Raw genomic sequence first — 23055 nt, 5'->3', positions numbered from 1 at the left:
TCGCGCGGGCCTTGTCGTTTCCGGGGTTACCAGTCGAGGGTGATTTGGCTGCGGAAACTGCGTTCTTCACCCGTTACCGGATCGATAAAACGCACGCCTTGGGCGAGCAGCTTCAAGGGATTGGCGTAGTCGTCAACGGCATCCTTGATTACGTCGGGGTAGAACGGATCATTGCAGATACTCGCCCCGAGGGCCGTCATGTGTACCCGCAACTGGTGCTTCTTACCGGTCACGGGGAACAGGCCATAGCGCCATAAATCGCCGTGGGTTTCGCGCACTTCCACGGCCGTTTCGGTGTTGCTGGTGCCTGGCCCTTCCTGCATGCGAAAGAATGGCTCGCCATCCACCAGGCGGCTTTTATGGACCAGGGGGAAGGTCAGGTTCGACAAGGCTGGGGCGATAGCCTCGTAGAATTTGTCGATTTTGCGAGTGGGAAATAACTGCTGATAGGCCGAGCGGCTTCGCGGGTTAGCCGAGAACAGCACCAGCCCCGCCGTGTGCCGGTCGATGCGGTGCAGGGGCACCAGGGACGGGTTGTCCAGGCGGCGAATAAGGCGGCGCAACAGGGTTTGCTCGACGTACTCACCGGCTGGGGTGACGGGCAGAAAGTGCGGTTTGTCCGCCACCACCAGGTGCTCGTCGGCGTACAGGATGGTTTCCTGCACCGGGATGACTTTTTCGTTCGGCACTTCGCGGAAGTAGTAGATGCACAGGCCTTCCTTGTAGGCCAGGTCCAGGCGGATCGGACTGCCCTGCAGATCCAGCACGCGGCCACGGGCGATGCGGTCCAGCCACTGCGCGCGGCCGATCGCCGGGAAATGCTCGCACAGGCAATCGAGCACCGTCGCCCAAGGGCCAGGCGGCAAGTACAAGGTGCTGGCTTGATGCTGGGACGCAGAAAAACCGGAAGTGGACATGCAGATGCTCGAAGCCTGGGAAACAGGCCGGCATTATCCCGCATGGAGCGGGATTGAGCCTAGGGCGGATCTCAGGCCTTGGCCAATTGTGCCCGCAGGATCGGCGAAGCACTGGCGGCGTCGGTAAATTCCTTGAGCCAGCGCAATACGTCCACCGCTTCCCAACGGCCCGGATCATACAGCGCGTACAGCAAGCCCTGGTAACCCACCACATCCAACTGCCTGTGATAACCGGCGCGCTGGAACAGCGCCTCGATCTCGGCAAAGCAGGTATTGAAATGCACTTTGTTAAACGGCGTCTTGCCTTCCGTGACCAGGCCATCGAGGCGCAGCTCGTTCACCGCGTCGCGCACGACATCGGCGGACATGCGATTAACGCTGCTTTTCAGTTGTTCAACATTCACCACGGGCGTTCCCTCTATTCAATCGCTGTACAAACATACAGTAACCCAATATTGAGAAAGCTGCCATCGCCCAAGCGCTAGAGTAGGAAGGACACGACTTGCTCGGTGTCGAACGGCCAAGCCAGTTCAGCCCCCGTGTCTACCCGGCGCAGCACCGGAATCGTTAGGCCGTAGGCTTCGAACAGGGCTTCGGAATCGGCGATATCCACCAGTTCCACCATCAACCCATGTTCGACCAACGGCATGATTTCTTCTTCGGCGAGCTCACACAGATGGCAGCCCAGAGTAGTGAACAACTGGCATTCAGGAGGCATGACGATAGAACCTGATCAGGAATAGGCGCCCATTTTAGGCCGACTCAATAGCGCTGGCGAGCCGATAAACCCTGACCCAGGTCACCACGTCCTATAACTGATTCAGCGACTCTCGCGGCTTTTTGTCCGCCCCCCCTACAACGGAGATGCTTGTGTTCGCCAACCTGCTGATCATTCTGGCCTCATCCCTGGTGGTGATTGCGCTGTTTCGCCGGCTGCAATTGCCGCCCGTGCTGGGCTACCTGTGCGTGGGCCTGGCTGTGGGGCCGACCGCCCTCGACTGGGTGAATGACAGCGAAGACCTGCCCGACCTCGCCGAACTGGGCGTGGTGTTCCTGCTGTTTTCCCTGGGCCTGGAGTTCTCGCTGAGCAAAATGTTTGCCCTGCGCCGCGTGGTGTTTGGCCTGGGCAGCCTGCAGGTGCTGGGGTGCGGGGTGCTGCTGGGGGGCATGCTGATGGCCTTTGGCGTGTCGCCGAACATCGCCCTGCTGCTCGGTGCGGGGCTGGCGTTGTCGTCCACGGCCATCGTCAGCAAAGAGCTGGGCAGCCTCGGGGAAATCTTCAGCAGCCATGGCCAGAACGCGATTGGGGTGCTGCTGTTCCAGGATGTGGTCGCGGTGTTGCTGCTGACCCTGGTCCCGGTGTTCGCCGGCAGCAGCGAGCAGGCCTGGTATTGGGCCCTGCCGTTGACGCTGGGCAAGACGCTGTTGTTGTTCGTCGGCCTGCTGCTCGCCGCCCGCTGGTTATTGCCGCGTTTGTTCCGTGAAGTCGCCGCCTCCCATTCGGCCGAGCTGTTTGTGCTGCTGGCGCTGGTGATTGTGTTGCTGACCGCCTGGCTCACTCACCTGCTGGGCCTCTCCCCCGCGCTTGGCGCGTTCCTGGCCGGCATGCTGCTGGGGGAAAGCCATTACCGGCATCAGATCGAAGCAGATATCCGACCGTTTCGCGACATTCTGCTGGGGCTGTTTTTCGTCAGCATCGGCATGCTCATCGACCTGCAATTGTTCATCAGCCACAGCCTGCTGATCCTCGGCCTGACCCTAACGCTGATGCTGACCAAGGGCTGCGTGGTCGCGGCACTGGTCAAACTGCGCGGCAGCGACCGAGAAACTGCCTGGCGCAGCGGCCTGGCCCTGGCCCAGGGCGGCGAGTTCTGTTTTGCGCTGATGGCGCAGATGCAGCAGAGCCGGCTGATACCAGATGAGCTCAACGGGTTGCTGCTGGCCGCCACCTTCTGCTCGATGCTGCTGACCCCGCTGTTACTGCGGGCGGCTCCGAGCATTGCCCTGCGCCTGCACCGCAAGCCCAACCAACAGGTGCAACTCGAAGCCATCACCGCGCTCAACGCTGAGTTACGTGATCATGCGGTGATCTGCGGTTATGGCCGCGTCGGGCAATCGATCGGGCGCTTTCTGCACCGTGAACAACAGGCGTTTATTGCACTGGATGACAACCCGGAACGGGTGCAAGAAGCCGCCACCGAAGACAGCAGCGTGCATTATGGCGACTGCCGTCGTGGCGCCCTGCTCAGTGCGGTCGGCCTGGAACGTGCGCGCCTGGTGGTGATTGCCGTGGATAACACGGAGGTCGCTCTCGTGGTACTGAAGGAGGCCCGCCGGATCAACGCCGACGTACCGATCCTTGTGCGCACACGCGACGACAGCCAATTGGCCGAGCTGAAAGCCGCGGGCGCCAGCGAAGTGGTGCCCGAACTTCTGGAGTCGAGCCTGATGCTCGCCTCCCACGCCCTGATCCTGCTGGGCATACCAGACCAGCAGGTGCAAGCGCGGGTCGATGACGTGCGGCATAACCGCTACCGTCTGCTACACGGCTTTTACCCGCGGGCGACCCCTGACGAAGAGGCGCCGATCAATCCTGACTGATCGCACCGATCTTATGGATCGACAGGTCCGCGCCGTAGTACTCCTCTTCCTGGCTCAGGCGCAGCCCGTGTACGCGCTTGATCACGCCGTACACCAGCAGGCCGCCGGCAAACGCCACACCCACACCCAACGCGGTGCCGATCAATTGACTGATCAGGCTGACCCCGCCCAACCCGCCAAGGGCGGTCTGGCCGAAGATGCCACAGGCAATCCCGCCCCACACGCCACACAGGCCATGCAGCGGCCAGACACCCAGCACGTCGTCGATCTTCCAACGATCCTGGGCAGCAATGAAGCACCACACAAACAGGCCGCCGGCGACAACGCCCGTGACCAATGCACCCACCGGATGCATCAGATCGGAGCCGGCACAGATCGCCACCAGCCCGGCCAGCGGGCCGTTATGCAGAAAACCCGGGTCATTGCGGCCAATCACCAGCGCCGCGACTGTGCCGCCGACCATGGCCATCAACGAATTAACCGCCACCAGGCCGCTGACGCCATTCAGGGTCTGCGCGCTCATCACGTTAAAGCCGAACCAGCCGACAATCAGAATCCACGAACCCAGCGCCAGGAACGGAATGCTCGACGGCGCAAAGGCCACCAGGCGACCTTCGCGATAACGCCCGTTACGTGGTCCGAGCAACAGCACCGCCGCCAACGCCAGCCAGCCGCCCATGGCATGTACCACCACGGAACCGGCGAAGTCATGGAAGCTGGCACCGAAGGTCGCGAGCAACCAGGCCTGCACGCCGAAATTGCCGTTCCACACCAGGCCTTCGAAAAACGGGTAGATAAACGCCACGATCAGCGCGGTAGCGCACAGTTGCGGAACAAATCGTGCACGCTCGGCAATGCCCCCGGAAATAATCGCCGGAATCGCCGCGGCAAAGGTCAACAGGAAGAAAAACTTCACCAGGCCGTAACCGTGATCGGCACTGATCACCGCCGCCGGTTGCATGAAGCTCACGCCATAAGAGATCCAATAGCCTATAAAGAAATAGGCCAGGGTGGAGATCGCGAAGTCACTGAGGATTTTCGACAGGGCGTTGACTTGGTTCTTCTGGCGCACGGTGCCGACTTCGAGGAAGGCAAAGCCGGCGTGCATGGCGAGGACCATGACCGCACCGATCAGAATAAATAGGGTGTTAGAACTGTGGACGAGGGTGTCCACTGCACTTTGCAGATTTTCCATGGAGGTTGGCAGGCCTGCGATAAAGGCAAAAAGCACCAAAGCGGTTCAAGCCAGCGTTTCGCGCACTAAATTGGCACCACCGGTCCCACCCCTCTTCAGAGGGCGTGAACCGCTTTAGCGCAGCGATCAGCACAGACGGCCATTCCCGACAGGGTTTTTCCGCGAGTTTCAGTTATATAGGGTAAGGTTTTCACCGGCTTGCGGCCCAACCGCCCAGATTCAGCGCAGGCCTCGGGGTCTGCGCACCAAGACAAAGCAAAAGCTGTACCAGACAATTGCAATGAACCTTCACCGATGCCGGTGACTCGAAACCACACGTACCGATCAGCCACTCACGGAGATAACCATGGCCGGCAAAACAGCACAGACTGCTCAAGAAATACTGATGGCGGATTTTCAGACCCTGGTCAGTGACACCGAAAAGTTGCTGGACGACACCGCCATCCTGGCCGGCGACCAGGCCGACGAGCTGCGCGCCAAGATCCACGACAGCCTGCTCAAGGCCCGTGAAACCCTGCAACTGACCGAAGATTCCTTGCGCGACCGCAGTCAGGCAGCCGTCACCGCGACCGAAGATTATGTGCAGGCCAACCCTTGGCAGTCGGTGGGCATTGCCGCCGGCGTGGGCTTTTTGATCGGCCTGCTTGCTACAAGGCGCTAATCCTATGTCTATCGGCGAATCCGGCTCGTCCACGGGCCCAAGTTCAACGTCCCGACGCCTGGGCGCAGCCGTACTGGGCTTGCTGCACAGCCATGTCGAACTGTTCGGCATCGAGTTGCAGGAGCAGAAGGCCCGCACCGTCAGCCTGCTGCTGTTTGCCGGGCTGGCCTTGGTGTTTGCCCTGCTGTTGCTGGTGGGGTTGTCGACGTTGGTGATGATTCTGGTATGGGACACTGGCTACCGCCTGACCGGAATCATCTGCCTCTGTGTGTTCTATACCCTGGCCGCTGTGTTCTGCGGTGTGCGCTTGAAGGCGGCGGTGTTCGATGAATCCACGCCGTTCCACGCCACGCTCGAAGAGCTGGCCAATGACCGGGAGCGCCTGCTGCCATGAGCCTGACTGAATTCCCGCACACCCACTCGCGCCAGGAAATGCGCAAGGCGCTGATCCGCCTGCGCATGGAAATGCACCGTCAGGAAATCCGCCATGAGTCCCAGCAACTGATGGCGCCCCTGCACAAAGTGCGCAACATGGGCCAGAACTGGCAGGACAGCCTGGGTATCAAGCACGCGCCGCTGTGGGGCGTGGCGGCAGTGACGCTGATAGGTTTTTTCACTGGCAAGGGCGCCAAGGGCGGTAGTATCAGCAGTCTGACCCGCCTGGTGCGGCTGGGCGCCGGCTTGATCCCGCTGATCAAATTGGCCATGCAGGGCGCCTCACGCAAAGGTTGAGGCCTGCTGGCTGCATTCTTGCAAACACCATCGGTCCGGCCCTCGTCAGCGAAGGCCGGGCCTTTTCTTACCAACGTTTTAAGGAGGCCCCGTGATCGACGGGCAACCGCTCGCCTGCTTCCAGCCATTCATTGACACCGCCACCGGGCGCATTGCCGGCGTCGAAGCCCTAGGCCGCCTGCGCCAGGCTGACGGCCGCCTGCTGTCCGTGGGCCCGTTGTTCGCTGACCCGCGCACCCCAGGCGTGGCCTTGCGCCGCCTGGATCGGCAGATCCGCGACGACGCCTTGAGTCGTCTGCACGAGGCGCCGCAGGACTGGTTTCTGAGCCTGAACATCTCGCCGCGCTGGATCAATCGCCTGCGTGCCGGCCAAGCCTTGCCCAGCCTGCAACAAGTGCAGGCCCACGGCGTCGACCCACAGCGCATCGTGTTCGAGATCACCGAACTGGGCGGCGATATCCAACGCCTGGCCGACGTGGTGGCGCGCTATCGCGAGGCCGGCGCACGCATCGCCATCGATGACTTCGGCGCCGGCTATTCGCAACTCGATCGCGTACTGGCGTTGCAGCCGGACATTCTCAAGCTGGACATGCGCCTGTTTCAGGAAGCTGCAAAAGGTGGCCCCAGCAGTGAGGTCGTGCGGGCACTGGCGCAAATGGCGGAAAAAACCGGCTGCTGGATCATTGCCGAAGGCGTGGAAACCGAGGCGCAGTTGAGCTTTGCGCTGGAGTGCGGCTCGCGGTACGTGCAGGGTTATCTGTTTGCCCAGGCGCAATTGGACTGGTTCGCCACCGATGCTTTCGTGCCGCGCTTTGCCCAACTGCGTAGCACCTACGTGCAGAAAAAGCTCGCCGAACGCGGACGCGTCATGCAGCTGCGCCAGCAATTGACCGAACTGATGAAAATCCTCCAGACCTGGGCCCAGGGCCAGGCACCGCTAAGCGATTTGCCGCAATTACCGGATTTTCCCTGGCTGCTGCGCTTCTACCAGTGCGACCGGCACGGCACCCAACTGACCCCCAACTTCGAATGGCGCCAGGATGCCTGGCAAGCTGACAGCCGCTACCTAGGCCACAACTGGTCATGGCGCCCATACTTCTACCATCTGCTGGCCGAAGGCTGGGATGAGCGTCGCCTGACGCTGTCTTCAACCTACCGCGATGCCACCACCAACCAGTATTGCCTGACCGCCGGACAATTTTTCGATAACGGCCAGCGCTTGCTGTTAATCGATATCGACGCGGTCGGCCTGTAGATTTTCGCTTGCCCCGCCCACCCGGTACCGGGAAGCTGGGCGGGTCATTCAGCACAGAGAAGCGTTAAGCCGTAGCCCGTTTTACAAGGACCACGACCGCATCATTTTCTCCGGCACGTTCCACCGCTAGATAGCGATAACAAAATAAATAGATCAGTACTCACACCTCAACGCTCCCCACCCATTCCACTGAATTGGCGAGCCAAGTGGATAGCATAGTTATCCGTCATACCACTCACGTAATCCAAAACCTGCATAATTGCGCCGTACTCTTTTGACACGCCAACATTATCATCTAGCACTTTCAAATCCAGGCCAATAAGCTCAGCCACCCTTCTAGTCTTAGAATCAGCTACACCGCCCTTTTTGACGTAATCCAAAGCAGCAGAGCAGATAACGCTAAGCAACGTAGAGATCGTGCTATAAGCTCCAATTTCCAACTCGACTTTCCGTGGATGTTGGAAGATTTCATCACGAGCAAGACCTTTGGCGGCGGTGACACAATCACGCACGTTCTTATCGCAAAGATCCAAGATGCCTAACACCTTGCCATTCATGATTTCGTTGTGGTTGTTCATGAACGCTGTCGCTCCGGCATCTACAAAAGCTGAAATGACTTTTCCACGCACCATAGAGAGTCTTCGGCCAACCTTCATGCCCTGGATTTCTTTGACAAGCTGATCCTTCTGGTGGTCACCAAGGACAAGGCACAAGATTTCAAAGACCTTATCCCACTCAAGTATCCCCATTTCCACACCATCTTCTAAGTCAAGAATGGCGTAACAGAAGTCATCAGAGACCTCCATCAAGTTAGCCAGAGGATGGCGGCACCGCCAACTTTCACCCAACTTTATCAAACCAGTCGCATCGGCCACTTCATTGAACAACTCCAACTCAGAGCAGTAAATACCATATTTGTTCTGGATAGGCCTTTGCAAGTTAACAGCATCACCCGCCAGCCAAGGATACTTAATGAAAGCCCCGAGTGACGCATAGGTCAGACGCATCCCCCCTTCATTGGGATGATACTCCGAGGTCGTTAAAACCCTGAATCCTTGGGCATTACCTTCAAACCTGCGCAAGTCGGTAGCCTCATGGAATGGCAACTGCTCAATCATCTTTGCCCCCACATCATTGGAGAACCAGTGACGAATAGCCTCTTCACCGGTATGTCCAAAGGGAGGATTGCCAATGTCATGAGCCAGGCAAGCAGTTTGGACAATATCACCAATATCGGCAGCTGAATGTTGCTCGGGGATAAGCCTTTCATTTAGAAGCTCTTGGCCTACTCTCACGCCCAGCGTCCGACCGACACAAGCGACTTCCAAGCTATGTGTGAGGCGATTATGAACATGGTCATTAGTGGCGAGAGGATGAACCTGTGTCTTTCTTGCAAGGCGCCTGAAAGCCCCGGAGAAGATGACCTTGTCATGGTCTGAGTGGAAAGGTGAGCGGCCTAGCTCAGATTTAGGAGGCCGACCACCCAGGCGAGTATTATTCAGCAACCTGTCCCAACTCATGCTTCCCATAGAACCCCCACAAAAACCTCAACATTATAGTTATCTTCCGCAAATAGCAAAAACTCAACGATTCACAAAAATTCAGTCTAAAAAATCGAGCTAAAATGGCCGCAACTCTAAGAACCCAACAGTGTAATATTGCGACAGCGCGAAATACTCAACGCGGTCACACATGACACAAGCCAAATCAGCCTGATAGTTGATTCGTAAACTGCCCAACTGCACTTACGCGCTTTGGCTTTGTGCATAAACACCACGACTATTTATTCAGTCGACTTAGTAGTTCGTAACGCAAACTGTCTAACCTCCCTTGATGTACTTGATGGCGGCTGCGGACGACATCTGCTACGCACTAATCGACCGGGCGATCCTGCCCGCAATAGATGACTGATCCAGCGGCCTGTTCCCTGAACAGAATCTACCTACGAGGGGAACAGAGCGGCCTGATCGAATCAGTACAAACACCCGATGAATAATCACGCACGCTCTTAAAAGGCATGGGGCACCTTCCTACGCCCCGCCCAATCGCCGCTTGACTCACCGTGTGCCCTTCCTATGTTCAAGAATTGCCTTCGCATCCTGCTGGTGGAGGATCACCCCTTTCAGCTCCTGGCAACCCGGTGTCTGCTCAACAGCTTCGGCTTCGAGCACCTGACACTGGCGGAAAACGCCGAACAGGCGATCCGGTTGATGATCCAGTCTGAGCGGCCCTTCGACCTCATGCTGTGCGACCAATGCCTGCCTGATCTGCCCGGGCTTGAGTTAGTCGAGATCGCCAGTCGTCGAGGTTTTATCGCAGGGGCTATCTTGCTGAGCGGGCTGCCCCTACTCGAACTGGCGAATCTGAAGGCTCAAGCATTAAAACGCAACTTACCGTTACTTGGCTATTTATCAAAACCATTAAACCGGGACGAATTAATGACACTGATAAACCCGCTAAACATGTAGGAATTTAAACACCCACCTATAGGAAAAACTTACCAGAAAAAGCGCCTAAAACGTGGACAGAGGTCGTGTTCCTCGCTGCAGACCGAATTCTGACACAAACGCCCACAAAGCCTTGACAGATCGTAAGGCAATACTTTTTTTGATGTAGGAATTTTCCTGTTCTGTACTTACACCCCCTGACCTTCATGCTACCCCCTCGCCTTCTGAGCTAATGTGCCCGCTTTATTTGCACTTGCATGGAATGTAATTATGAACACAGTTTTCATCATTGACGACCATCCTGTTATCAGGTTGGCGATTCGAATGTTGTTGGAACACGAAGGCTATAAAGTCGTCGGCGAAACGGATAATGGTTGTGATGCGATACAAATGGTTCGCGAATGCCTTCCAGACTTGATCATTTTGGATATCAGTATTCCGAAACTTGATGGCCTCGAAGTGCTGTGCCGTTTTAACGCAATGAACACATCGATGAAAACCCTCATTCTGACGGCTCAATGTCCAACGCTGTTCGCCACACGCTGCATGCGCTCGGGCGCCGATGGCTATGTGTGCAAGGAGGGCGACCTGAGTGAACTGCTGAGTGCGATACGCGCGGTATTATCCGGCTACAACTACTTCCCCAGCCAGGCATTGAATGCCGGCGGCCCGGAAGGCAACTCCCAGGAACTGGAATTATTTAAGGCAGTGAATGACCGTGAGTTAATGGTTTTGCAACTTTTTGCACAAGGTCGCACCAACAAGGAAATTGCAAAGGGTATGTTTCTCAGTAACAAAACGGTCAGCACCTATAAAAAGAGGCTTATGCAAAAACTCAAAGCCAAGTCCTTGGTAGAACTTATCGAGTTGGCAAAACGAAACGCGCTAGTGTGAGAAAGCGGATGCCCAGGCGTATAAAGGACTATCTGATCATATTGAGCGCAGGCGTGTGCTTGAGCACCTCTGTGCTCGCTGTTCAAACGGAACCGGAACACTTCACCTTATTGAGCCGCGCAGGCGCCGTTCAACTGGACACTCAACTCGACAAGACGCAACGCCAGTGGCTGCAGAACAAACGCGAACTGGTGCTCGGCACTGCGGCTCCCGACTACCCGCCCTTCGACCTCACGTCCAGCGGACGCGACTATGAGGGGCTCACCGCCGATTACGCCGGGCTGTTGGCCAAGGCGCTGGCGTTACCGGTCAGAGTGCTGCGCTACCCCAACCGGGAAGCGTCCATCCAGGCGCTCGAAGCCGGTGAAATAGACCTGTTGGGCTCGTCCAATGGCTTTGAGGCCGCCAACCCGCTGCTCACCCTTTCAGCACCGTATGCCGTGGACCAGCCAGTGCTGGTGACGCGCGAAGGTGAAACCCGCAGCCTCAGTGACGGCCTGGCGGGGCTGCGTCTGAGCCTGGTCTATCACTACCTGCCCCTGGGCGAAGTCGAGAAGTTGTATCCCGAAGCGATGATTCGCGCCTACCCGTCTTATCAGAACGCCCTGAATGCGGTGGCGTTCGACCAGGCGGACGTGTTTCTTGGCGACACCATTTCCACCCACTACATGATCAACAAGGGCTACCTGAAAAATATCCGCATGGCCAACTTCGGCAAGCACGAGGCCTATGGCTTCAGCTTCGCCGTGCGCCAGGACCAGCACACCCTCTTGAGCATCCTCAACGCCGTGCTGGCGGCAGTGCCGACCAATGAGCAGGACAGCATTGCCAAACGCTGGAGTGCGGGCAGCGATATCCTGCTCACTGCGCAAAAACTGCAACTGACGCAACGCGAGGAGCGCTGGCTGAAGGCGCACCCGGTGGTCAGGGTGATCGCCAACGAAACTTTCGCGCCATTGACCTTTTTCGATGCCGACGGCAACTTCCGCGGTATCACAGCCGACCTCCTGGAGCTGATCCGCCTGCGCACCGGGTTGCGCTTCGAGGTCCAGCGCGCGCGTGATGTCAACGCGATGATCGAGCAAGTCGACGCCGGCAAAACCGATCTCATCGGCGCCATCATTCCCAGCACGGAACGGGAAGCTCAACTGAACTTCAGTCGTCCCTATCTGGAAAACTCCTACGTACTGCTGACGCGCAAAGAGCCCGGCGCGCCATCGAACCTTGAACAGATGGCAGGCAAGCGTCTGGCGATCACCCAGGGCAACCCCCTGGAAACCATTCTGCGCAAGGAGTTCCCGCACATTCACCTGGTGGAAACCAGTGACACCTTCAAGGCCTCGGAACTGCTGGCCCAAGGGCACGTGGAAGGCGCAGTGAATTCGCTGGTGATCGCCAACTATTTCCTGTCCTCCCAAGTGTTTCAGGACAAACTGCAGATCAGCAGCAGCATCGGCACCCTCCCCGCGACCTTCGCGCTGGCCACGTCACGGCGCGCCACCGAGTTGAGCTCGATCCTGGACAAGGCACTGCTCAGCATCGCCCCCGATGAACTCGGTGTGATCAACAGCCGCTGGCGAGGCTACACCGCCGCCTCCGACAGCTACTGGCGCAATTACCACCACCTGATTGCCCAAATCATCATCGTCACCGGCCTGCTGCTGCTGATTTCCCTGACCTGGAACGCGTACATGCGCAGGGAGATCAAACACCGCAAGATGGCCGAGCGCGCCCTCAACGACCAGTTCGAATTCATGCGCGCGCTGGTCAATGAAACCCCGCATCCGATCTACGTGCGCGACCGCGATGGCCTGCTGCAAACCTGCAACGACAGCTATCTGCAAGTGTTCGGCGTCAAGCGCGAAGAGGTCATCGGCAAAAGTGCGATGCAGATGAGCACGGCCCTGGAAACCGAAGCGGCTCAGTATCACGCCGACTATCTGCGCGTGGTCGCCGAGGGCAACCCGCTGATCCTTGATCGCACCCTGCTGATCAATGGCAAAAAACTGACGATCTACCACTGGATACTGCCCTACCGCGACTCCACCGGCGAAGTCCAAGGCGTCATCGGCGGCTGGATCGACATCAGCGAACGACGCCAGTTGTTCGATAAACTGCGGGCCGCCAAGGAGCGTGCCGACGAAGCCAACCGCGCCAAGAGCACCTTCCTTGCGACCATGAGCCACGAAATCCGCACGCCCATGAATGCGGTGATCGGCATGCTGGAGCTGACCCTCAAGCGCGCTGACCAGGGACACCTTGACCGTCCGGCGATCGAAGTGGCCTACCACTCTGCCAAGGACCTGCTGGAGCTGATCGGCGATATCCTGGACATTGCACGGATCGAATCCGGTCGCCTGAGCCTCGCACCGGAACGCGTGAACCTGCGGGAAGTGATTGAGTCGGTGGTGCGGGTATTCGACGGCCTGGCGCGCCAGAAAACCCTCAGTTTGCTGTTGGAGTTCCAGCCTGAGCTCGATGACACCGATGTGCTGATCGACCCGCTGCGCTTCAAGCAGGTGCTGTCCAACCTGGTGAGCAATGCGATCAAGTTCACCGAGCGCGGGCAGGTGAAGATCAAGGTGCAGGTGCAAGCCACCGAATTGCCGCAGCAGGTCGAAATGAAGCTGGTGGTTGAAGACACAGGGATCGGTATCAGCCGCGACGACCAGTTGCGCCTGTTCGAACCCTTTGCCCAGGCCGATAATTCCGGGCACCTGGCCCGCAGCGGCGCGGGCCTGGGGCTGGTGATCTGCCGCAGCCTGTGCGCGATGATGGGCGGGCAACTCAGCCTGAGCAGCGTGCCCATGGTCGGCACCCAGGTGCATGTCAGCCTGAAGATGAACCGCCTGCAGCCCATCCAGGCCGCGGACGAACCCAAGCCGGCCGCGCCCGCACCGGCGCCGGTGCTCAACGTGCTGGTGGTGGATGATCATCCGGCGAATCGCCTGCTGATGTGCCAGCAGCTAGGTTACCTGGGCCACCAGTTCACCGCTGCCCAGCATGGTGCCGCCGGGTTCCAGGCCTGGCGCCAGGCGCGCTTCGACCTGGTGATCGCCGACTGCAACATGCCCATCATGAACGGCTACGAGTTGAGCCGCTCGATCCGCGAGTACGAACAGCGGGAACAGCTGACACCCTGCGTGGTGCTGGGGTTTACCGCCAATGCCCAGCCCGAAGAGAAACTGCGCTGCGCCGAAGCCGGGATGAACGACTGCCTGTTCAAACCGATCAGCCTCACAGCGCTGGAACGGCAACTGGCGCAGATCGCGCCCCAGCCGTCCGGCTCGCGGCTAGACCTCAGCAACCTGGATGCGCTGACGGGCGGCGACCCACAACTGAGTCGGCGGCTGCTTGAGGAACTGCTGAGCAGCAGTTGTCACGATCGCCAGATATTGGTCACGCTGTGGGCCCAGCAGGCCTCACCGCAGGACATCATCGAGCAGGCCCACAAGATCAAGGGCGCCGCGCGCATCGTCCAGGCCGGTGTGCTGGCGGCGCAATGCGAAGCGCTGGAGCAGGCCTGCGCCCGCGACGATGATCGGGCGGTGATCGAAACCGGCATCAAGACCCTGGAAAAGTGCATGCTGGAACTGGAGCGCCTGCTGCACATGCAACTCAACGGCCGGGGTTCTCCAGGATAGGCAGGGGCGAACCGGCCGGCTCGCCCCCGCAACGGTCGATCAGCAGTCGGTCAAGCGCAGGAAAATTGCCGCCAACTGCTCGATACCGGCCTGGTCCTGCGCGGTAAATCGGGCCAGCGACGGACTGTCGAGGTCAAGGACGCCAATCAGTTGGCCATCCTTGACCAGCGGCACCACCAGTTCGCTGTTCGACGCACTGTCACAGGCGATATGCCCGGGGAACGCATGCACATCCTCCACCCGCTGGGTCTGGCGCGACGCGGCCGCCGCGCCGCACACGCCACGACCGAACGGAATGCGCGCACATGCGATCTGGCCCTGGAACGGCCCCAACACCAACTCTTCATGACGATTGAGGTAGAAACCGGCCCAGTTCAGGTCATCCAACTGGTTGAACAAAAACGCAGAGAACTGCGCGCTGTTGGCGATGAAATCCCGCTCGTCGGCCAGCAGCGACTCCAACTGCGCGCACAACATGGCATACCCATCCAGGCCGGTGCCGGCCTGTTGCAAATCGATCATGGTTGACGCTCCAGCAATTTGAGGCCCACCCAGTAACGGGCGAATTGATACGCGCAACGGCCGTTGCGGTTGCCACGCCCGGTGGCCCAGCGCACGGCGAGAATATCGAGGGCTTCATCACGCTGCCACTGCAGGCCGGCCTTGCGCGCCAGCTCGCCGATCCAGTGCTCCACCACGTCGAGGAAATGTTCCTGGGTGAACGGGTAGAACGACAGCCACAAGCCAAAACGGTCGGACAAGGCGATCTTGTCTTCCACCGCCTCACTGGGGTGCAGCTCGCCATCCACACGCTTCCAGTTGTCATTGTCGCTCTGGTTTTCCGGCACCAGGTGACGACGGTTGGACGTGGCATACAGCAGCACGTTTTCCGGCGCCTGTTCCAGGGAGCCGTCCAGCACGCTCTTGAGCACACGGTAATCGCCTTCACCGGCCTCGAACGACAGGTCATCGCAGAACAGGATGAAGCGCTGCGGCAGCTTGAGCAGTTGTTCGACCACACGCGGCAGATCGGCCAAGTGATCGCGTTCGATTTCAATCAGGCGCAAACCGGCGCTGGCATGCTGGGCGAGCAAGGCGCGTACCATGGACGATTTCCCCGTGCCCCGCGAGCCCCACAGCAGCGCATGGTTGGCGGGCAGGCCGTCGAGGAACTGTTGGGTGTTGCGCGCCAATGTTTCACGCTGCTTGTCCACACCGATCAGATCGGACAGGCGCATGTCCAGGCTGACCTCCAGCGGCAACAGGAAGCCGCTGCGGCCTTCGCGCTGCCAACGGGCGGCGAGACACTGGTTCCAGTCAATGACTTGGCGTGGGGCGGGCAACAAGGGTTCCAGGCGGGCGAGTACGGCGTCAGCACGCTCAAGAAAGGCATTCAATCGAGAATCCACGACTATTCCTCTGGCAACTTCTTGCAAAAGATGGCGTATTGGCAACCCTGTGGCTAAGCGCTCCGGGCTACCCTCCAAAAAACTGACGATTCGTGCCGGGCAAGCGTGAGCTTGTGGATGTTCAACTATGCTTGCCGGGCGAAGGGAAACGTGAAGTGGTTCAACACTCGATGGATATCAAGTTCGCCCACCGCTTGTCTTATAAACAAGCCAGATCGACTGTGCTGGTCGGTCTCGTCTTGGGAACCTTGCTCAGCCTGATCCAGATCGGCATTGATTATGCCAGCGAAGACGCGTCCATCAACCGTGAAATTCGTTCACTGATTGAAATCAGCCACAACCCGGCGTCGCGCATCGCCTACAACATCGACGCCGAACTGGCCCAGGAATTGACCCTCGGCCTATTGCACTCCCCCGCCATCATTCACGCACAGTTGACCGACAACAACGGCACGGTGCTGGCCGACGTCGAACGGCCGAGCAAGGAAAGTCCCTACCGGCCCCTCAGCGATTTCCTGTTCGGCGCCAACCGCCAGTTCGAAGACCGGCTGTTTCTCAGCCATATGCCCAACGAGTCCCTTGGCGTACTGCACCTGGACGTAGACACCTACGCTTTTGGCAGCCGCTTCCTGCGCCGCGCCGAGATAACCCTGCTCAATGGGTTTGCGCGCAGCCTGCTGCTGAGCGGCATCTTGCTGGGCCTGTTCTACGTGATGCTGACCCAACCGCTGGTGCGCATCATTCGCGAGCTGAGCACGCGCAGACAGACACGCCTGGATTGCCCGCCTGGGCATGAACACGATGAAATCGGCGTGCTGGTCAGCGTTGCCAACCAGCAATTCGACAGCATGGAAACCGAGATCCAGCAACGCCGCCATGCCGAAGACCGCCTCACCGAATACCTGGGGCAACTGGAAGACATCGTCTCGGCGCGCACGCTGGAGCTCAAGGCCAGCAACCAACGCTTGAGTCAGTCCAACGATGAGCTGGAAGCGGCGAAAATGACCGCCCTCGGCATGGCTCAAGCGCGGGCGGCGTTCCTGGCCAATATGAGTCACGAAATCCGCACGCCACTCAATGGGTTGCTGGGCATGATCGCGCTGTCGCTGGACAGCCCGCTCAACGCCGAACAGCGCCAGCAACTGTCGATCGCCCACGACTCCGGCAAGGTGCTGGTGGAACTGCTCAACGATATCCTCGATCTGTCCAAGTTCGACGCGGGCCAGTTGGAGCTGGAACGCATCCCGTTCGACCTCGGCTCGCTGGTGGAAGACACCGCCAACCTGTTGTCGCAGAACGCCGCGCCGAGTGTCGAACTGACGTGCCTGATCGATCCGCAGTTTCCGGCCCAAGTGCTCGGCGACCCGACACGTGTGCGACAGATCGTCAGTAATCTGCTGTCCAACGCCTTGAAGTTCACGCGCTTCGGCCGCGTGGATGTGCGCCTCAGCGCCCAGGACGGCCGAGTGAAAGTCGAAGTGTGCGACACCGGGATCGGCATTGCCCAGGACGCGCAGGTGAAGATCTTCCAGCCGTTCACACAGGCCGGCGCGGGCATCACCCGCCAGTTTGGCGGCACCGGCCTGGGCCTGGCGTTGACCCATAACCTGTGCGAAGCAATGCACGGCCGGCTGAGCATCAGTTCCGAAGTCGGCTTCGGCAGCCAGTTCTGCGCCGACCTGCCGCTGCCCGCCCATTCGCCCGTGACCCGGCTCGCGCCGTTGGTGGGCGAAGTCATTGTAATCACCAACGGCGACAATGGCCTGACGGAGCTGCTCAGCACCCTGCTACCTCACTGGGGGCTGACGCCCCATTGCTATTCTCTTGATGAGGACTTGAGCGGAAAAACCCCTGATTTGCTAATCACAGATTGCCCGGAGTGCCTGTTTCGCCTGCGGCCGGCCATCACGGCGCCGATCCTGCTGGTGACCGCCTATGGCAATTTCATGCCCAGCGAGGAAGTCGCGGCCTTCGCGCCGTTGCAGCAACAGGCACGCCCTTTGAGCCGCAACGCGCTGTACCAGATACTGCAACGCAATCTGCGTAGCGATCCGCGCTTGATCCAAGATCCGATCCCGCTGGACGCCGCGCCACTCGCCCACCGGGCACGCATCCTGCTGGTGGAGGACAACCCGGTCAATCAACTGGTGGCCAAGGGCATGCTCAGCAAGTTGGGCTGCGAAGTGATCGTCGCCGCCCATGGTGGCGAAGCGCTCAAGTTCCTCGAAGAACAGCGCTTCGACATGGTGCTGATGGACTGCAACATGCCGGTGATGGATGGCTATGAGGCCAGTCGGCAGATTCGTCGCAGCGGGCGTTGGCCGGACCTGCCCATTGTGGCTTTGACCGCCAACGCGCTGTCGGAAGAACGCGAGCGTTGCCGGGCAGCGGGGATGAATGACTACCTGGCCAAGCCGTTTCGCCGCGAAGAACTCAACGCGTTGCTGGACCTGTGGGTGCCTAAGACGACAAGTCTCTGATCTGCGCCAGCAATTGATCCAAGCCCTCGCGCAGGGCGTCTGCCTGGTTGAGGTCGACACCGCTGTCGCACAGCAAGCGGGTTTTCAATTGATGGGCCTGGTCGCGCCGTTGCACACCGGCTTGGCTCAGGCTCAAATGCACTTCACGCTCATCCTGCGCGCTGCGCTGGCGCCTCACTAACCCAAGCTGCTCCATGCGCTTGAGCAGCGGCGTCAACGTGCCCGAATCGAGCATCAGGCGCTCGCCCAGGGCCGTGACCGTGGGTTGGTCCGGGGTTGCGTGGTGCCATTCCCACAACACCAGCATCACTATGTATTGCGGGTAGGTCAGGCCCAACTGATCGAGCATTGGTTTGTACGCGCGGGTCACCGCCCGCGACGCGGCGTAGAGCTTGAAACACAGCTGGTTGTCCAGGGCCAGAGACACGGTGGGCAGGTCGGTCATTTGAGCAGGGCTTCGATCTCTTGGGTCAACTCCTGGGGCTTGGTGGTTGGCGCAAAGCGCTTGACCACCAAGCCGTCGCGACCAATGAGGAACTTGGTGAAGTTCCACTTGATGCCCTTGGAACCCAGCAGACCCGGGGCCTGCTTTTTCAACTGCACGAACAGCGGGTGGGCAGCGCTGCCATTGACGTCGATCTTCTTGAACAACGGAAAGCTGACGCCGAAATTCAGCTCACAGAACTCGGAAATCGCACCTTCGTTGCCCGGTTCCTGCTTGCCGAACTGGTTGCACGGAAACCCCAGCACCACCAGGCCCCGGTCCTTGTACTGCTGCCAGAGTTGCTCCAAGCCTTTGTACTGCGGGGTGAAGCCACATTTGCTGGCGGTGTTGACCACCAGAATGGCCTTGCCGGCGAAGTCGGCCAAGGTCTTTTGCTCACCCTTGATGGTGGTGCAAGGGATGCTCAGCAGGTTGTCGCTCATGGCAATGCCTCGAATATGGGGAAAGAAGGGAAAACATAGCGAGCAATTTAATTGTGCGCAATTGAATTGATCAAACTGATAACCCGGTATACATCGCCCCTGCACAAGACACAGGGGCGACTCATGCTCAGCGCGGTACGAGGTCCAGGCACACCGAATTGATGCAATAGCGCAGGCCGGTCGGCTGCGGGCCGTCCGGGAACACATGCCCCAGGTGTGCATCGCACTTGGCGCAGGTGACTTCGGTGCGGATCATGCCGTGGCTGATATCGCGGATCTCGATCATCGCGTTTTCGCCAATCGGTGCGTAGAAGCTAGGCCAGCCGCAGCCGGAATCGAATTTGGTCGTAGAGTCGAACAGCGGCTCATTGCAGCAGACGCAGTGATACACACCGTCGGTCTTGGTGGCATTGTACTTGCCGGAAAACGGCCGTTCGGTGCCCTTCAGGCGGCACACGTTGTATTGCTCCGGATCGAGCATCGCTTTCCATTCATCAATGGTTTTCTGCAGCTTTTCCATCAGTACACCTCGGCAACTGAAAAACCCTGATCTGTGTCTTTTCCAGGGATCAGGCGGCACGTATGATTGCGCCTCTTCAACCCGGCAGTCTGGCACCCGCGTTAGCTGCATTCAAACGTATTTATGGGTGCGACCAACGCAGGATTCTCAGCACGGTAGGCGCCGCACCGTCTGGATCGTTCATTTTCAGGATCACATCGCCATGCAGGTCAGCAAATCGAACAAGCTCGCCAACGTCTGCTACGACATTCGCGGCCCAGTGCTCAAGCACGCCAAACGCCTGGAAGAGGAAGGCCATCGCATCCTCAAGCTGAACATTGGCAACCCGGCGCCCTTTGGTTTCGAAGCGCCGGACGAAATCCTCCAGGACGTGATCCGCAACCTGCCCACCGCCCAGGGCTACAGCGATTCCAAAGGCCTGTTCAGTGCGCGCAAGGCGGTGATGCAGTATTACCAGCAGAAGCAGGTCGAAGGTGTCGGCATCGAGGACATCTACCTGGGCAACGGCGTGTCCGAACTGATCGTGATGTCGATGCAGGCCTTGCTCAACAATAGCGACGAAGTGTTGGTGCCGGCACCGGACTATCCGCTGTGGACCGCTGCGGTGACCCTGGCCGGTGGCCGCCCGGTACACTACCTGTGCGACGAAGGCGCCGACTGGTTCCCGGACCTGGCCGACATCAAGGCCAAGATCACCCCGAACACCAAAGCCCTGGTGATCATCAACCCGAACAACCCGACCGGCGCCGTGTACTCGCGGGAAGTGCTGCTGGGCATGCTCGAACTGGCGCGCCAGCACAACCTGGTGGTGTTCTCCGACGAGATCTACGACAAGATCCTCTACGACGATGCCGTCCACATCTGCACCGGCTCCCTGGCGCCGGACCTGCTGTGCCTGACCTTCAACGGCTTGTCCAAGTCTTACCGCGTGGCGGGTTTCCGCTCCGGCTGGGTCGCCATCTCCGGGCCTAAGCACAACGCCCAGAGCTACATTGAAGGCATCGACATGCTGGCCAATATGCGCCTGTGCGCCAACGTACCGAGCCAGCACGCGATCCAGACTGCCCTGGGTGGTTACCAGAGCATCAACGATCTGCTGTTGCCTCAAGGCCGCCTGTTGGAGCAACGCAACCGCACCTGGGAACTGCTCAACGATATTCCCGGCGTCAGCTGCGTGAAGCCGATGGGTGCGCTGTACGCCTTCCCACGCATCGACCCGAAAGTCTGCCCGATCCTCAATGACGAGAAGTTCGTGCTCGACCTGCTGCTGTCGGAAAAGCTGCTGGTGGTCCAAGGCACGGCGTTCAACTGGCCGTGGCCGGATCACTTCCGCGTGGTGACCTTGCCGCGTGTGGATGACCTGGACATGGCCATCGGTCGCATCGGCAACTTCCTCAAGTCCTATCGCCAGTAACGACTATGCCGCTGTACGACTGGGATCTGGTCGTACAGCGATTATCTGGCAACACTTCTCTGCCCATTCTCCCGCGCAGCACTGCGGTTGCCCCTCTCCCAGCGCTTGCCCCCTATAATCAAAGGGCCGCGGGGCGACAAGAGGCTGATCAGACGGAGGATTGCAGGTGGGAAATTCCCTTCAAGACTCTACCTTCAGGCTGTAGGACACAGTTTGAAATAGTCGCTCGGTTGAATCACCCCAAGCTGCACCTTATATACCCCGCAGTACGCGACATATTTAGCATGAGGAGAACTCTACAACCATGATGCGCATCCTGCTGTTCTTGGCCACTAACCTGGCGGTCGTGCTGATTGCCAGCATCACCCTGAGCCTTTTCGGCTTCAACGGGTTCATGGCGGCCAACGGGGTTGATCTAAACCTCAATCAGCTGCTGATCTTCTGTGCGGTCTTCGGTTTTGCCGGCTCGCTGTTCTCGCTGTTCATCTCCAAGTGGATGGCGAAGATGAGCACCAGCACCCAGGTCATCACTCAGCCACGCACCCGGCATGAGCAATGGTTGCTGCAGACCGTCGAGCAGTTGTCCCGCGAGGCCGGTATCAAGATGCCCGAGGTCGGGATCTTCCCGGCCTATGAAGCCAACGCCTTTGCCACCGGTTGGAACAAGAACGACGCGCTCGTTGCAGTGAGCCAGGGCATGCTGGAGCGCTTCTCTTACGATGAAGTGAAGGCGGTGCTGGCCCACGAGATCGGCCACGTGGCGAACGGTGACATGGTCACCCTGGCGCTGGTCCAGGGCGTGGTGAACACCTTCGTGATGTTCTTCGCGCGGATCATCGGCAACTTCGTCGACAAGGTGATCTTCAAGAACGAAGAAGGCCGCGGTATTGCCTACTACGTGGCGACCATCTTCGCTGAACTGGTGCTGGGCTTCCTGGCCAGCGCGATCGTGATGTGGTTCTCGCGCAAACGGGAATTCCGCGCAGACGAAGCCGGCGCCCGCCTGGCCGGCACCGGGGCGATGATTGCAGCCTTGCAGCACCTGCGCTCCGAACAGGGCCTGCCGGTGCATATGCCGGACAGCCTGACCGCCTTTGGCATCAACGGCGGCATCAAGCAGGGCCTCGCACGCATGTTCATGAGCCACCCACCGCTGGAAGAGCGGATTGACGCACTGCGTCGTCGCGGCTGACCGCTTGGCAGCAAAACGGAAAGGGGCGATCTGATCGCCCCTTTTTTGTGCGCGCCTCGCCAGCCCCCTAATCAGCGCCTTGTGAGTTGGTAGGCTCGCTCTTCCAACCGGGTTACGCCGTCCTGAACGAACTTCCAGCTCTCACCCAGGACGTCCTGCTCCTCAAGGACTTCAAGGGCCCAGTGCGCCCCCAGCAGCAAGTTCACCTCATCCTCGGTCACCGCAAACGGTGGGCCGGCCTTTTGCGTCTGATCATAGTCGAGGGTAATCAGTAACCCCTTACAACCAGCACCGAGAAGAACATTGAGGTGCTCGGTGTAGCGCGCCCGCATCAGCGGCGGCAACGCGATCAACGCCGCGCGGTCATACAGCGCCGTGCAATCGCGCAACGCATCCGCGTCCAGCGCGAAAAAATCACCGCACCATACCTCGATCACATCCGCCTGGTACACCTTGAACACGCCGCGCTGGCTGATACGCGGTGTCAGCCCCTGCTCGCTGAAGAATGCCTCAACCGCCTGCTCCGACAGCTCCACCCCGAGCACACGATGCCCTTGGCTCGCCAGCCATACCAAATCCAGGCTCTTGCCACACAAAGGCACTAGCACCTTTGCCCCTTGCGCAAGGGCCAGCCGCGGCCAGTGCCGTTGCAGGTACGGGTTGACCTCGGGCAAGTGAAAGCCGATCTGGTTACGCGCCCAGCGCTCCCGCCAAAACTGAGAATCCATACATCACCCTAAAAATTCGATCAAAAAGCGCTAAAACTT

At 59.3% G+C, this 23055-nt stretch carries 22 protein-coding genes; 11 read left to right on the top strand and 11 right to left on the bottom strand.

Annotated features, from left to right (window positions below; genetic code table 11):
• Positions 1–26: 26 nt before the first annotated feature.
• The 3 genes from P3S72_RS10055 to P3S72_RS10045 all read right to left on the bottom strand — a co-directional run bounded on the left by P3S72_RS10055 (position 27) and on the right by P3S72_RS10045 (position 1635).
• Entirely contained in the window at positions 27–917 is an 891-nt protein-coding gene (locus P3S72_RS10055; protein ID WP_247397304.1) for a pseudouridine synthase, read from the bottom strand.
• Between the two features lie 71 nt (positions 918–988).
• Complete coding sequence (locus P3S72_RS10050) at positions 989–1324, bottom strand: transcriptional regulator (RefSeq protein ID WP_247397301.1); 336 nt, start codon at positions 1322–1324, stop codon at positions 989–991.
• A 74-nt stretch (positions 1325–1398) separates the two neighbouring features.
• Positions 1399–1635: a glutaredoxin family protein gene (locus P3S72_RS10045; RefSeq protein ID WP_247397298.1), complete on the bottom strand. Its 237-nt coding sequence runs from the start codon at positions 1633–1635 to the stop codon at positions 1399–1401.
• 146 nt (positions 1636–1781) lie between these two features.
• Between P3S72_RS10045 and P3S72_RS10040 the strand changes: the two genes are divergently transcribed.
• On the top strand, positions 1782–3518 hold the full coding sequence (locus tag P3S72_RS10040; RefSeq protein WP_276197196.1) for a monovalent cation:proton antiporter-2 (CPA2) family protein: 1737 nt from the start codon (positions 1782–1784) through the stop codon (positions 3516–3518).
• Here P3S72_RS10040 and P3S72_RS10035 read toward each other — a convergent pair.
• Positions 3505–4713: an ammonium transporter gene (locus P3S72_RS10035; protein WP_276197195.1), complete on the bottom strand. Its 1209-nt coding sequence runs from the start codon at positions 4711–4713 to the stop codon at positions 3505–3507. The two genes, P3S72_RS10040 and P3S72_RS10035, sit on opposite strands and share 14 nt — an antisense overlap.
• Before the next feature lie 346 nt (positions 4714–5059).
• On the opposite strand from P3S72_RS10035, the gene P3S72_RS10030 reads away from it, so the two are divergent.
• The 4 genes from P3S72_RS10030 to P3S72_RS10015 all read left to right on the top strand — a co-directional run bounded on the left by P3S72_RS10030 (position 5060) and on the right by P3S72_RS10015 (position 7361).
• Positions 5060–5374, top strand: a complete 315-nt coding sequence (locus P3S72_RS10030) for a YqjD family protein (protein WP_276197194.1) — start codon at positions 5060–5062, stop codon at positions 5372–5374.
• Positions 5375–5378: 4 nt separating this feature from the next.
• Positions 5379–5768, top strand: coding sequence for a phage holin family protein (locus tag P3S72_RS10025; protein ID WP_276197193.1), 390 nt, complete (start codon positions 5379–5381; stop codon positions 5766–5768).
• Positions 5765–6106, top strand: a complete 342-nt coding sequence (locus P3S72_RS10020) for a hypothetical protein (RefSeq protein WP_247407241.1) — start codon at positions 5765–5767, stop codon at positions 6104–6106. Before P3S72_RS10025 ends, P3S72_RS10020 begins: the two co-directional genes overlap by 4 nt.
• Before the next feature lie 91 nt (positions 6107–6197).
• Positions 6198–7361: an EAL domain-containing protein gene (locus P3S72_RS10015; RefSeq protein WP_276197192.1), complete on the top strand. Its 1164-nt coding sequence runs from the start codon at positions 6198–6200 to the stop codon at positions 7359–7361.
• A gap of 167 nt (positions 7362–7528) precedes the next feature.
• Here the strand turns inward: P3S72_RS10015 and P3S72_RS10010 are convergent, their stop codons facing one another.
• Positions 7529–8881: a deoxyguanosinetriphosphate triphosphohydrolase gene (locus tag P3S72_RS10010; RefSeq protein ID WP_276197918.1), complete on the bottom strand. Its 1353-nt coding sequence runs from the start codon at positions 8879–8881 to the stop codon at positions 7529–7531.
• A gap of 555 nt (positions 8882–9436) precedes the next feature.
• On the opposite strand from P3S72_RS10010, the gene P3S72_RS10005 reads away from it, so the two are divergent.
• The 3 genes from P3S72_RS10005 to P3S72_RS09995 all read left to right on the top strand — a co-directional run bounded on the left by P3S72_RS10005 (position 9437) and on the right by P3S72_RS09995 (position 14346).
• The gene (locus tag P3S72_RS10005) at positions 9437–9829 is read left to right on the top strand and encodes a response regulator (protein WP_276197191.1); all 393 of its coding nucleotides are present in this window, start codon (positions 9437–9439) and stop codon (positions 9827–9829) included.
• A 249-nt stretch (positions 9830–10078) separates the two neighbouring features.
• Positions 10079–10702 carry a response regulator transcription factor gene (locus tag P3S72_RS10000; RefSeq protein WP_247398450.1) on the top strand — a complete coding sequence of 208 codons (624 nt, stop codon included), beginning with the start codon at positions 10079–10081 and terminating at the stop codon, positions 10700–10702.
• Between the two features lie 8 nt (positions 10703–10710).
• Positions 10711–14346 carry a transporter substrate-binding domain-containing protein gene (locus tag P3S72_RS09995; RefSeq protein ID WP_276197190.1) on the top strand — a complete coding sequence of 1212 codons (3636 nt, stop codon included), beginning with the start codon at positions 10711–10713 and terminating at the stop codon, positions 14344–14346.
• A 39-nt stretch (positions 14347–14385) separates the two neighbouring features.
• On the opposite strand, the gene P3S72_RS09990 is transcribed toward P3S72_RS09995, so the two are convergent.
• Positions 14386–14868 carry a GAF domain-containing protein gene (locus P3S72_RS09990; RefSeq protein WP_276197189.1) on the bottom strand — a complete coding sequence of 161 codons (483 nt, stop codon included), beginning with the start codon at positions 14866–14868 and terminating at the stop codon, positions 14386–14388.
• The gene (locus P3S72_RS09985; protein ID WP_253394336.1) at positions 14865–15755 is read right to left on the bottom strand and encodes an ATP-binding protein; all 891 of its coding nucleotides are present in this window, start codon (positions 15753–15755) and stop codon (positions 14865–14867) included. Before P3S72_RS09985 ends, P3S72_RS09990 begins: the two co-directional genes overlap by 4 nt.
• A gap of 170 nt (positions 15756–15925) precedes the next feature.
• On the opposite strand from P3S72_RS09985, the gene P3S72_RS09980 reads away from it, so the two are divergent.
• Complete coding sequence (locus tag P3S72_RS09980; RefSeq protein ID WP_276197188.1) at positions 15926–18235, top strand: response regulator; 2310 nt, start codon at positions 15926–15928, stop codon at positions 18233–18235.
• On the opposite strand, the gene P3S72_RS09975 is transcribed toward P3S72_RS09980, so the two are convergent.
• From P3S72_RS09975 to msrB, 3 genes are all read right to left on the bottom strand, one after another.
• Positions 18216–18680: a MarR family transcriptional regulator gene (locus tag P3S72_RS09975; RefSeq protein WP_276197187.1), complete on the bottom strand. Its 465-nt coding sequence runs from the start codon at positions 18678–18680 to the stop codon at positions 18216–18218. The two genes, P3S72_RS09980 and P3S72_RS09975, sit on opposite strands and share 20 nt — an antisense overlap.
• Complete coding sequence (locus P3S72_RS09970) at positions 18677–19162, bottom strand: glutathione peroxidase (RefSeq protein WP_276197186.1); 486 nt, start codon at positions 19160–19162, stop codon at positions 18677–18679. The genes P3S72_RS09975 and P3S72_RS09970 overlap by 4 nt, the downstream gene beginning before the upstream one ends.
• Positions 19163–19289: 127 nt before the next feature.
• Positions 19290–19682, bottom strand: coding sequence for a peptide-methionine (R)-S-oxide reductase MsrB (gene msrB, locus P3S72_RS09965; protein ID WP_247398432.1), 393 nt, complete (start codon positions 19680–19682; stop codon positions 19290–19292).
• Positions 19683–19884: 202 nt separating this feature from the next.
• Here msrB and P3S72_RS09960 point away from each other — a divergent pair, with 202 nt between their 5' ends.
• Together P3S72_RS09960 and htpX are read left to right on the top strand one after the other, a co-directional pair.
• The gene (locus P3S72_RS09960; protein WP_247398429.1) at positions 19885–21096 is read left to right on the top strand and encodes a pyridoxal phosphate-dependent aminotransferase; all 1212 of its coding nucleotides are present in this window, start codon (positions 19885–19887) and stop codon (positions 21094–21096) included.
• 304 nt (positions 21097–21400) lie between these two features.
• Positions 21401–22288 carry a protease HtpX gene (gene htpX, locus P3S72_RS09955; protein ID WP_017849408.1) on the top strand — a complete coding sequence of 296 codons (888 nt, stop codon included), beginning with the start codon at positions 21401–21403 and terminating at the stop codon, positions 22286–22288.
• Positions 22289–22359: 71 nt separating this feature from the next.
• Here the strand turns inward: htpX and P3S72_RS09950 are convergent, their stop codons facing one another.
• Positions 22360–23016 (bottom strand): thiopurine S-methyltransferase, encoded by a 657-nt coding sequence (locus P3S72_RS09950; protein WP_276197185.1) that lies wholly within the window; start codon positions 23014–23016, stop codon positions 22360–22362.
• Positions 23017–23055 lie beyond the last annotated feature (39 nt).

Origin of the sequence: Pseudomonas sp. D3, assembly GCF_029320995.1 — a bacterium.
Classification (GTDB): domain Bacteria; phylum Pseudomonadota; class Gammaproteobacteria; order Pseudomonadales; family Pseudomonadaceae; genus Aquipseudomonas; species Aquipseudomonas paraveronii.
The sequence above is the reverse complement of the archived record's forward strand: the minus strand, read 5'-3'. Positions and strand labels throughout refer to the sequence as shown.

What these genes read in the sequence shown, in the direction of transcription:
- P3S72_RS09995 (WP_276197190.1), top strand. Translation starts at nt 10,711, where the DNA reads ATGCCCAGGCGTATAAAGGACTATCTGATCATATTGAGCGCAGGCGTG.
- P3S72_RS10010 (WP_276197918.1), bottom strand. Translation starts at nt 8,881, where the DNA reads ATGAGTTGGGACAGGTTGCTGAATAATACTCGCCTGGGTGGTCGGCCT.
- P3S72_RS10030 (WP_276197194.1), top strand. Translation starts at nt 5,060, where the DNA reads ATGGCCGGCAAAACAGCACAGACTGCTCAAGAAATACTGATGGCGGAT.
- msrB (WP_247398432.1), bottom strand. Translation starts at nt 19,682, where the DNA reads ATGGAAAAGCTGCAGAAAACCATTGATGAATGGAAAGCGATGCTCGAT.
- P3S72_RS10035 (WP_276197195.1), bottom strand. Translation starts at nt 4,713, where the DNA reads ATGGAAAATCTGCAAAGTGCAGTGGACACCCTCGTCCACAGTTCTAAC.
- P3S72_RS10000 (WP_247398450.1), top strand. Translation starts at nt 10,079, where the DNA reads ATGAACACAGTTTTCATCATTGACGACCATCCTGTTATCAGGTTGGCG.
- P3S72_RS09990 (WP_276197189.1), bottom strand. Translation starts at nt 14,868, where the DNA reads ATGATCGATTTGCAACAGGCCGGCACCGGCCTGGATGGGTATGCCATG.
- P3S72_RS10045 (WP_247397298.1), bottom strand. Translation starts at nt 1,635, where the DNA reads ATGCCTCCTGAATGCCAGTTGTTCACTACTCTGGGCTGCCATCTGTGT.
- P3S72_RS09975 (WP_276197187.1), bottom strand. Translation starts at nt 18,680, where the DNA reads ATGACCGACCTGCCCACCGTGTCTCTGGCCCTGGACAACCAGCTGTGT.
- P3S72_RS10005 (WP_276197191.1), top strand. Translation starts at nt 9,437, where the DNA reads ATGTTCAAGAATTGCCTTCGCATCCTGCTGGTGGAGGATCACCCCTTT.
- P3S72_RS10055 (WP_247397304.1), bottom strand. Translation starts at nt 917, where the DNA reads ATGTCCACTTCCGGTTTTTCTGCGTCCCAGCATCAAGCCAGCACCTTG.
- htpX (WP_017849408.1), top strand. Translation starts at nt 21,401, where the DNA reads ATGATGCGCATCCTGCTGTTCTTGGCCACTAACCTGGCGGTCGTGCTG.
- P3S72_RS10025 (WP_276197193.1), top strand. Translation starts at nt 5,379, where the DNA reads ATGTCTATCGGCGAATCCGGCTCGTCCACGGGCCCAAGTTCAACGTCC.
- P3S72_RS09950 (WP_276197185.1), bottom strand. Translation starts at nt 23,016, where the DNA reads ATGGATTCTCAGTTTTGGCGGGAGCGCTGGGCGCGTAACCAGATCGGC.
- P3S72_RS09980 (WP_276197188.1), top strand. Translation starts at nt 15,926, where the DNA reads ATGGATATCAAGTTCGCCCACCGCTTGTCTTATAAACAAGCCAGATCG.
- P3S72_RS09960 (WP_247398429.1), top strand. Translation starts at nt 19,885, where the DNA reads ATGCAGGTCAGCAAATCGAACAAGCTCGCCAACGTCTGCTACGACATT.
- P3S72_RS10020 (WP_247407241.1), top strand. Translation starts at nt 5,765, where the DNA reads ATGAGCCTGACTGAATTCCCGCACACCCACTCGCGCCAGGAAATGCGC.
- P3S72_RS09970 (WP_276197186.1), bottom strand. Translation starts at nt 19,162, where the DNA reads ATGAGCGACAACCTGCTGAGCATCCCTTGCACCACCATCAAGGGTGAG.
- P3S72_RS10040 (WP_276197196.1), top strand. Translation starts at nt 1,782, where the DNA reads ATGCTTGTGTTCGCCAACCTGCTGATCATTCTGGCCTCATCCCTGGTG.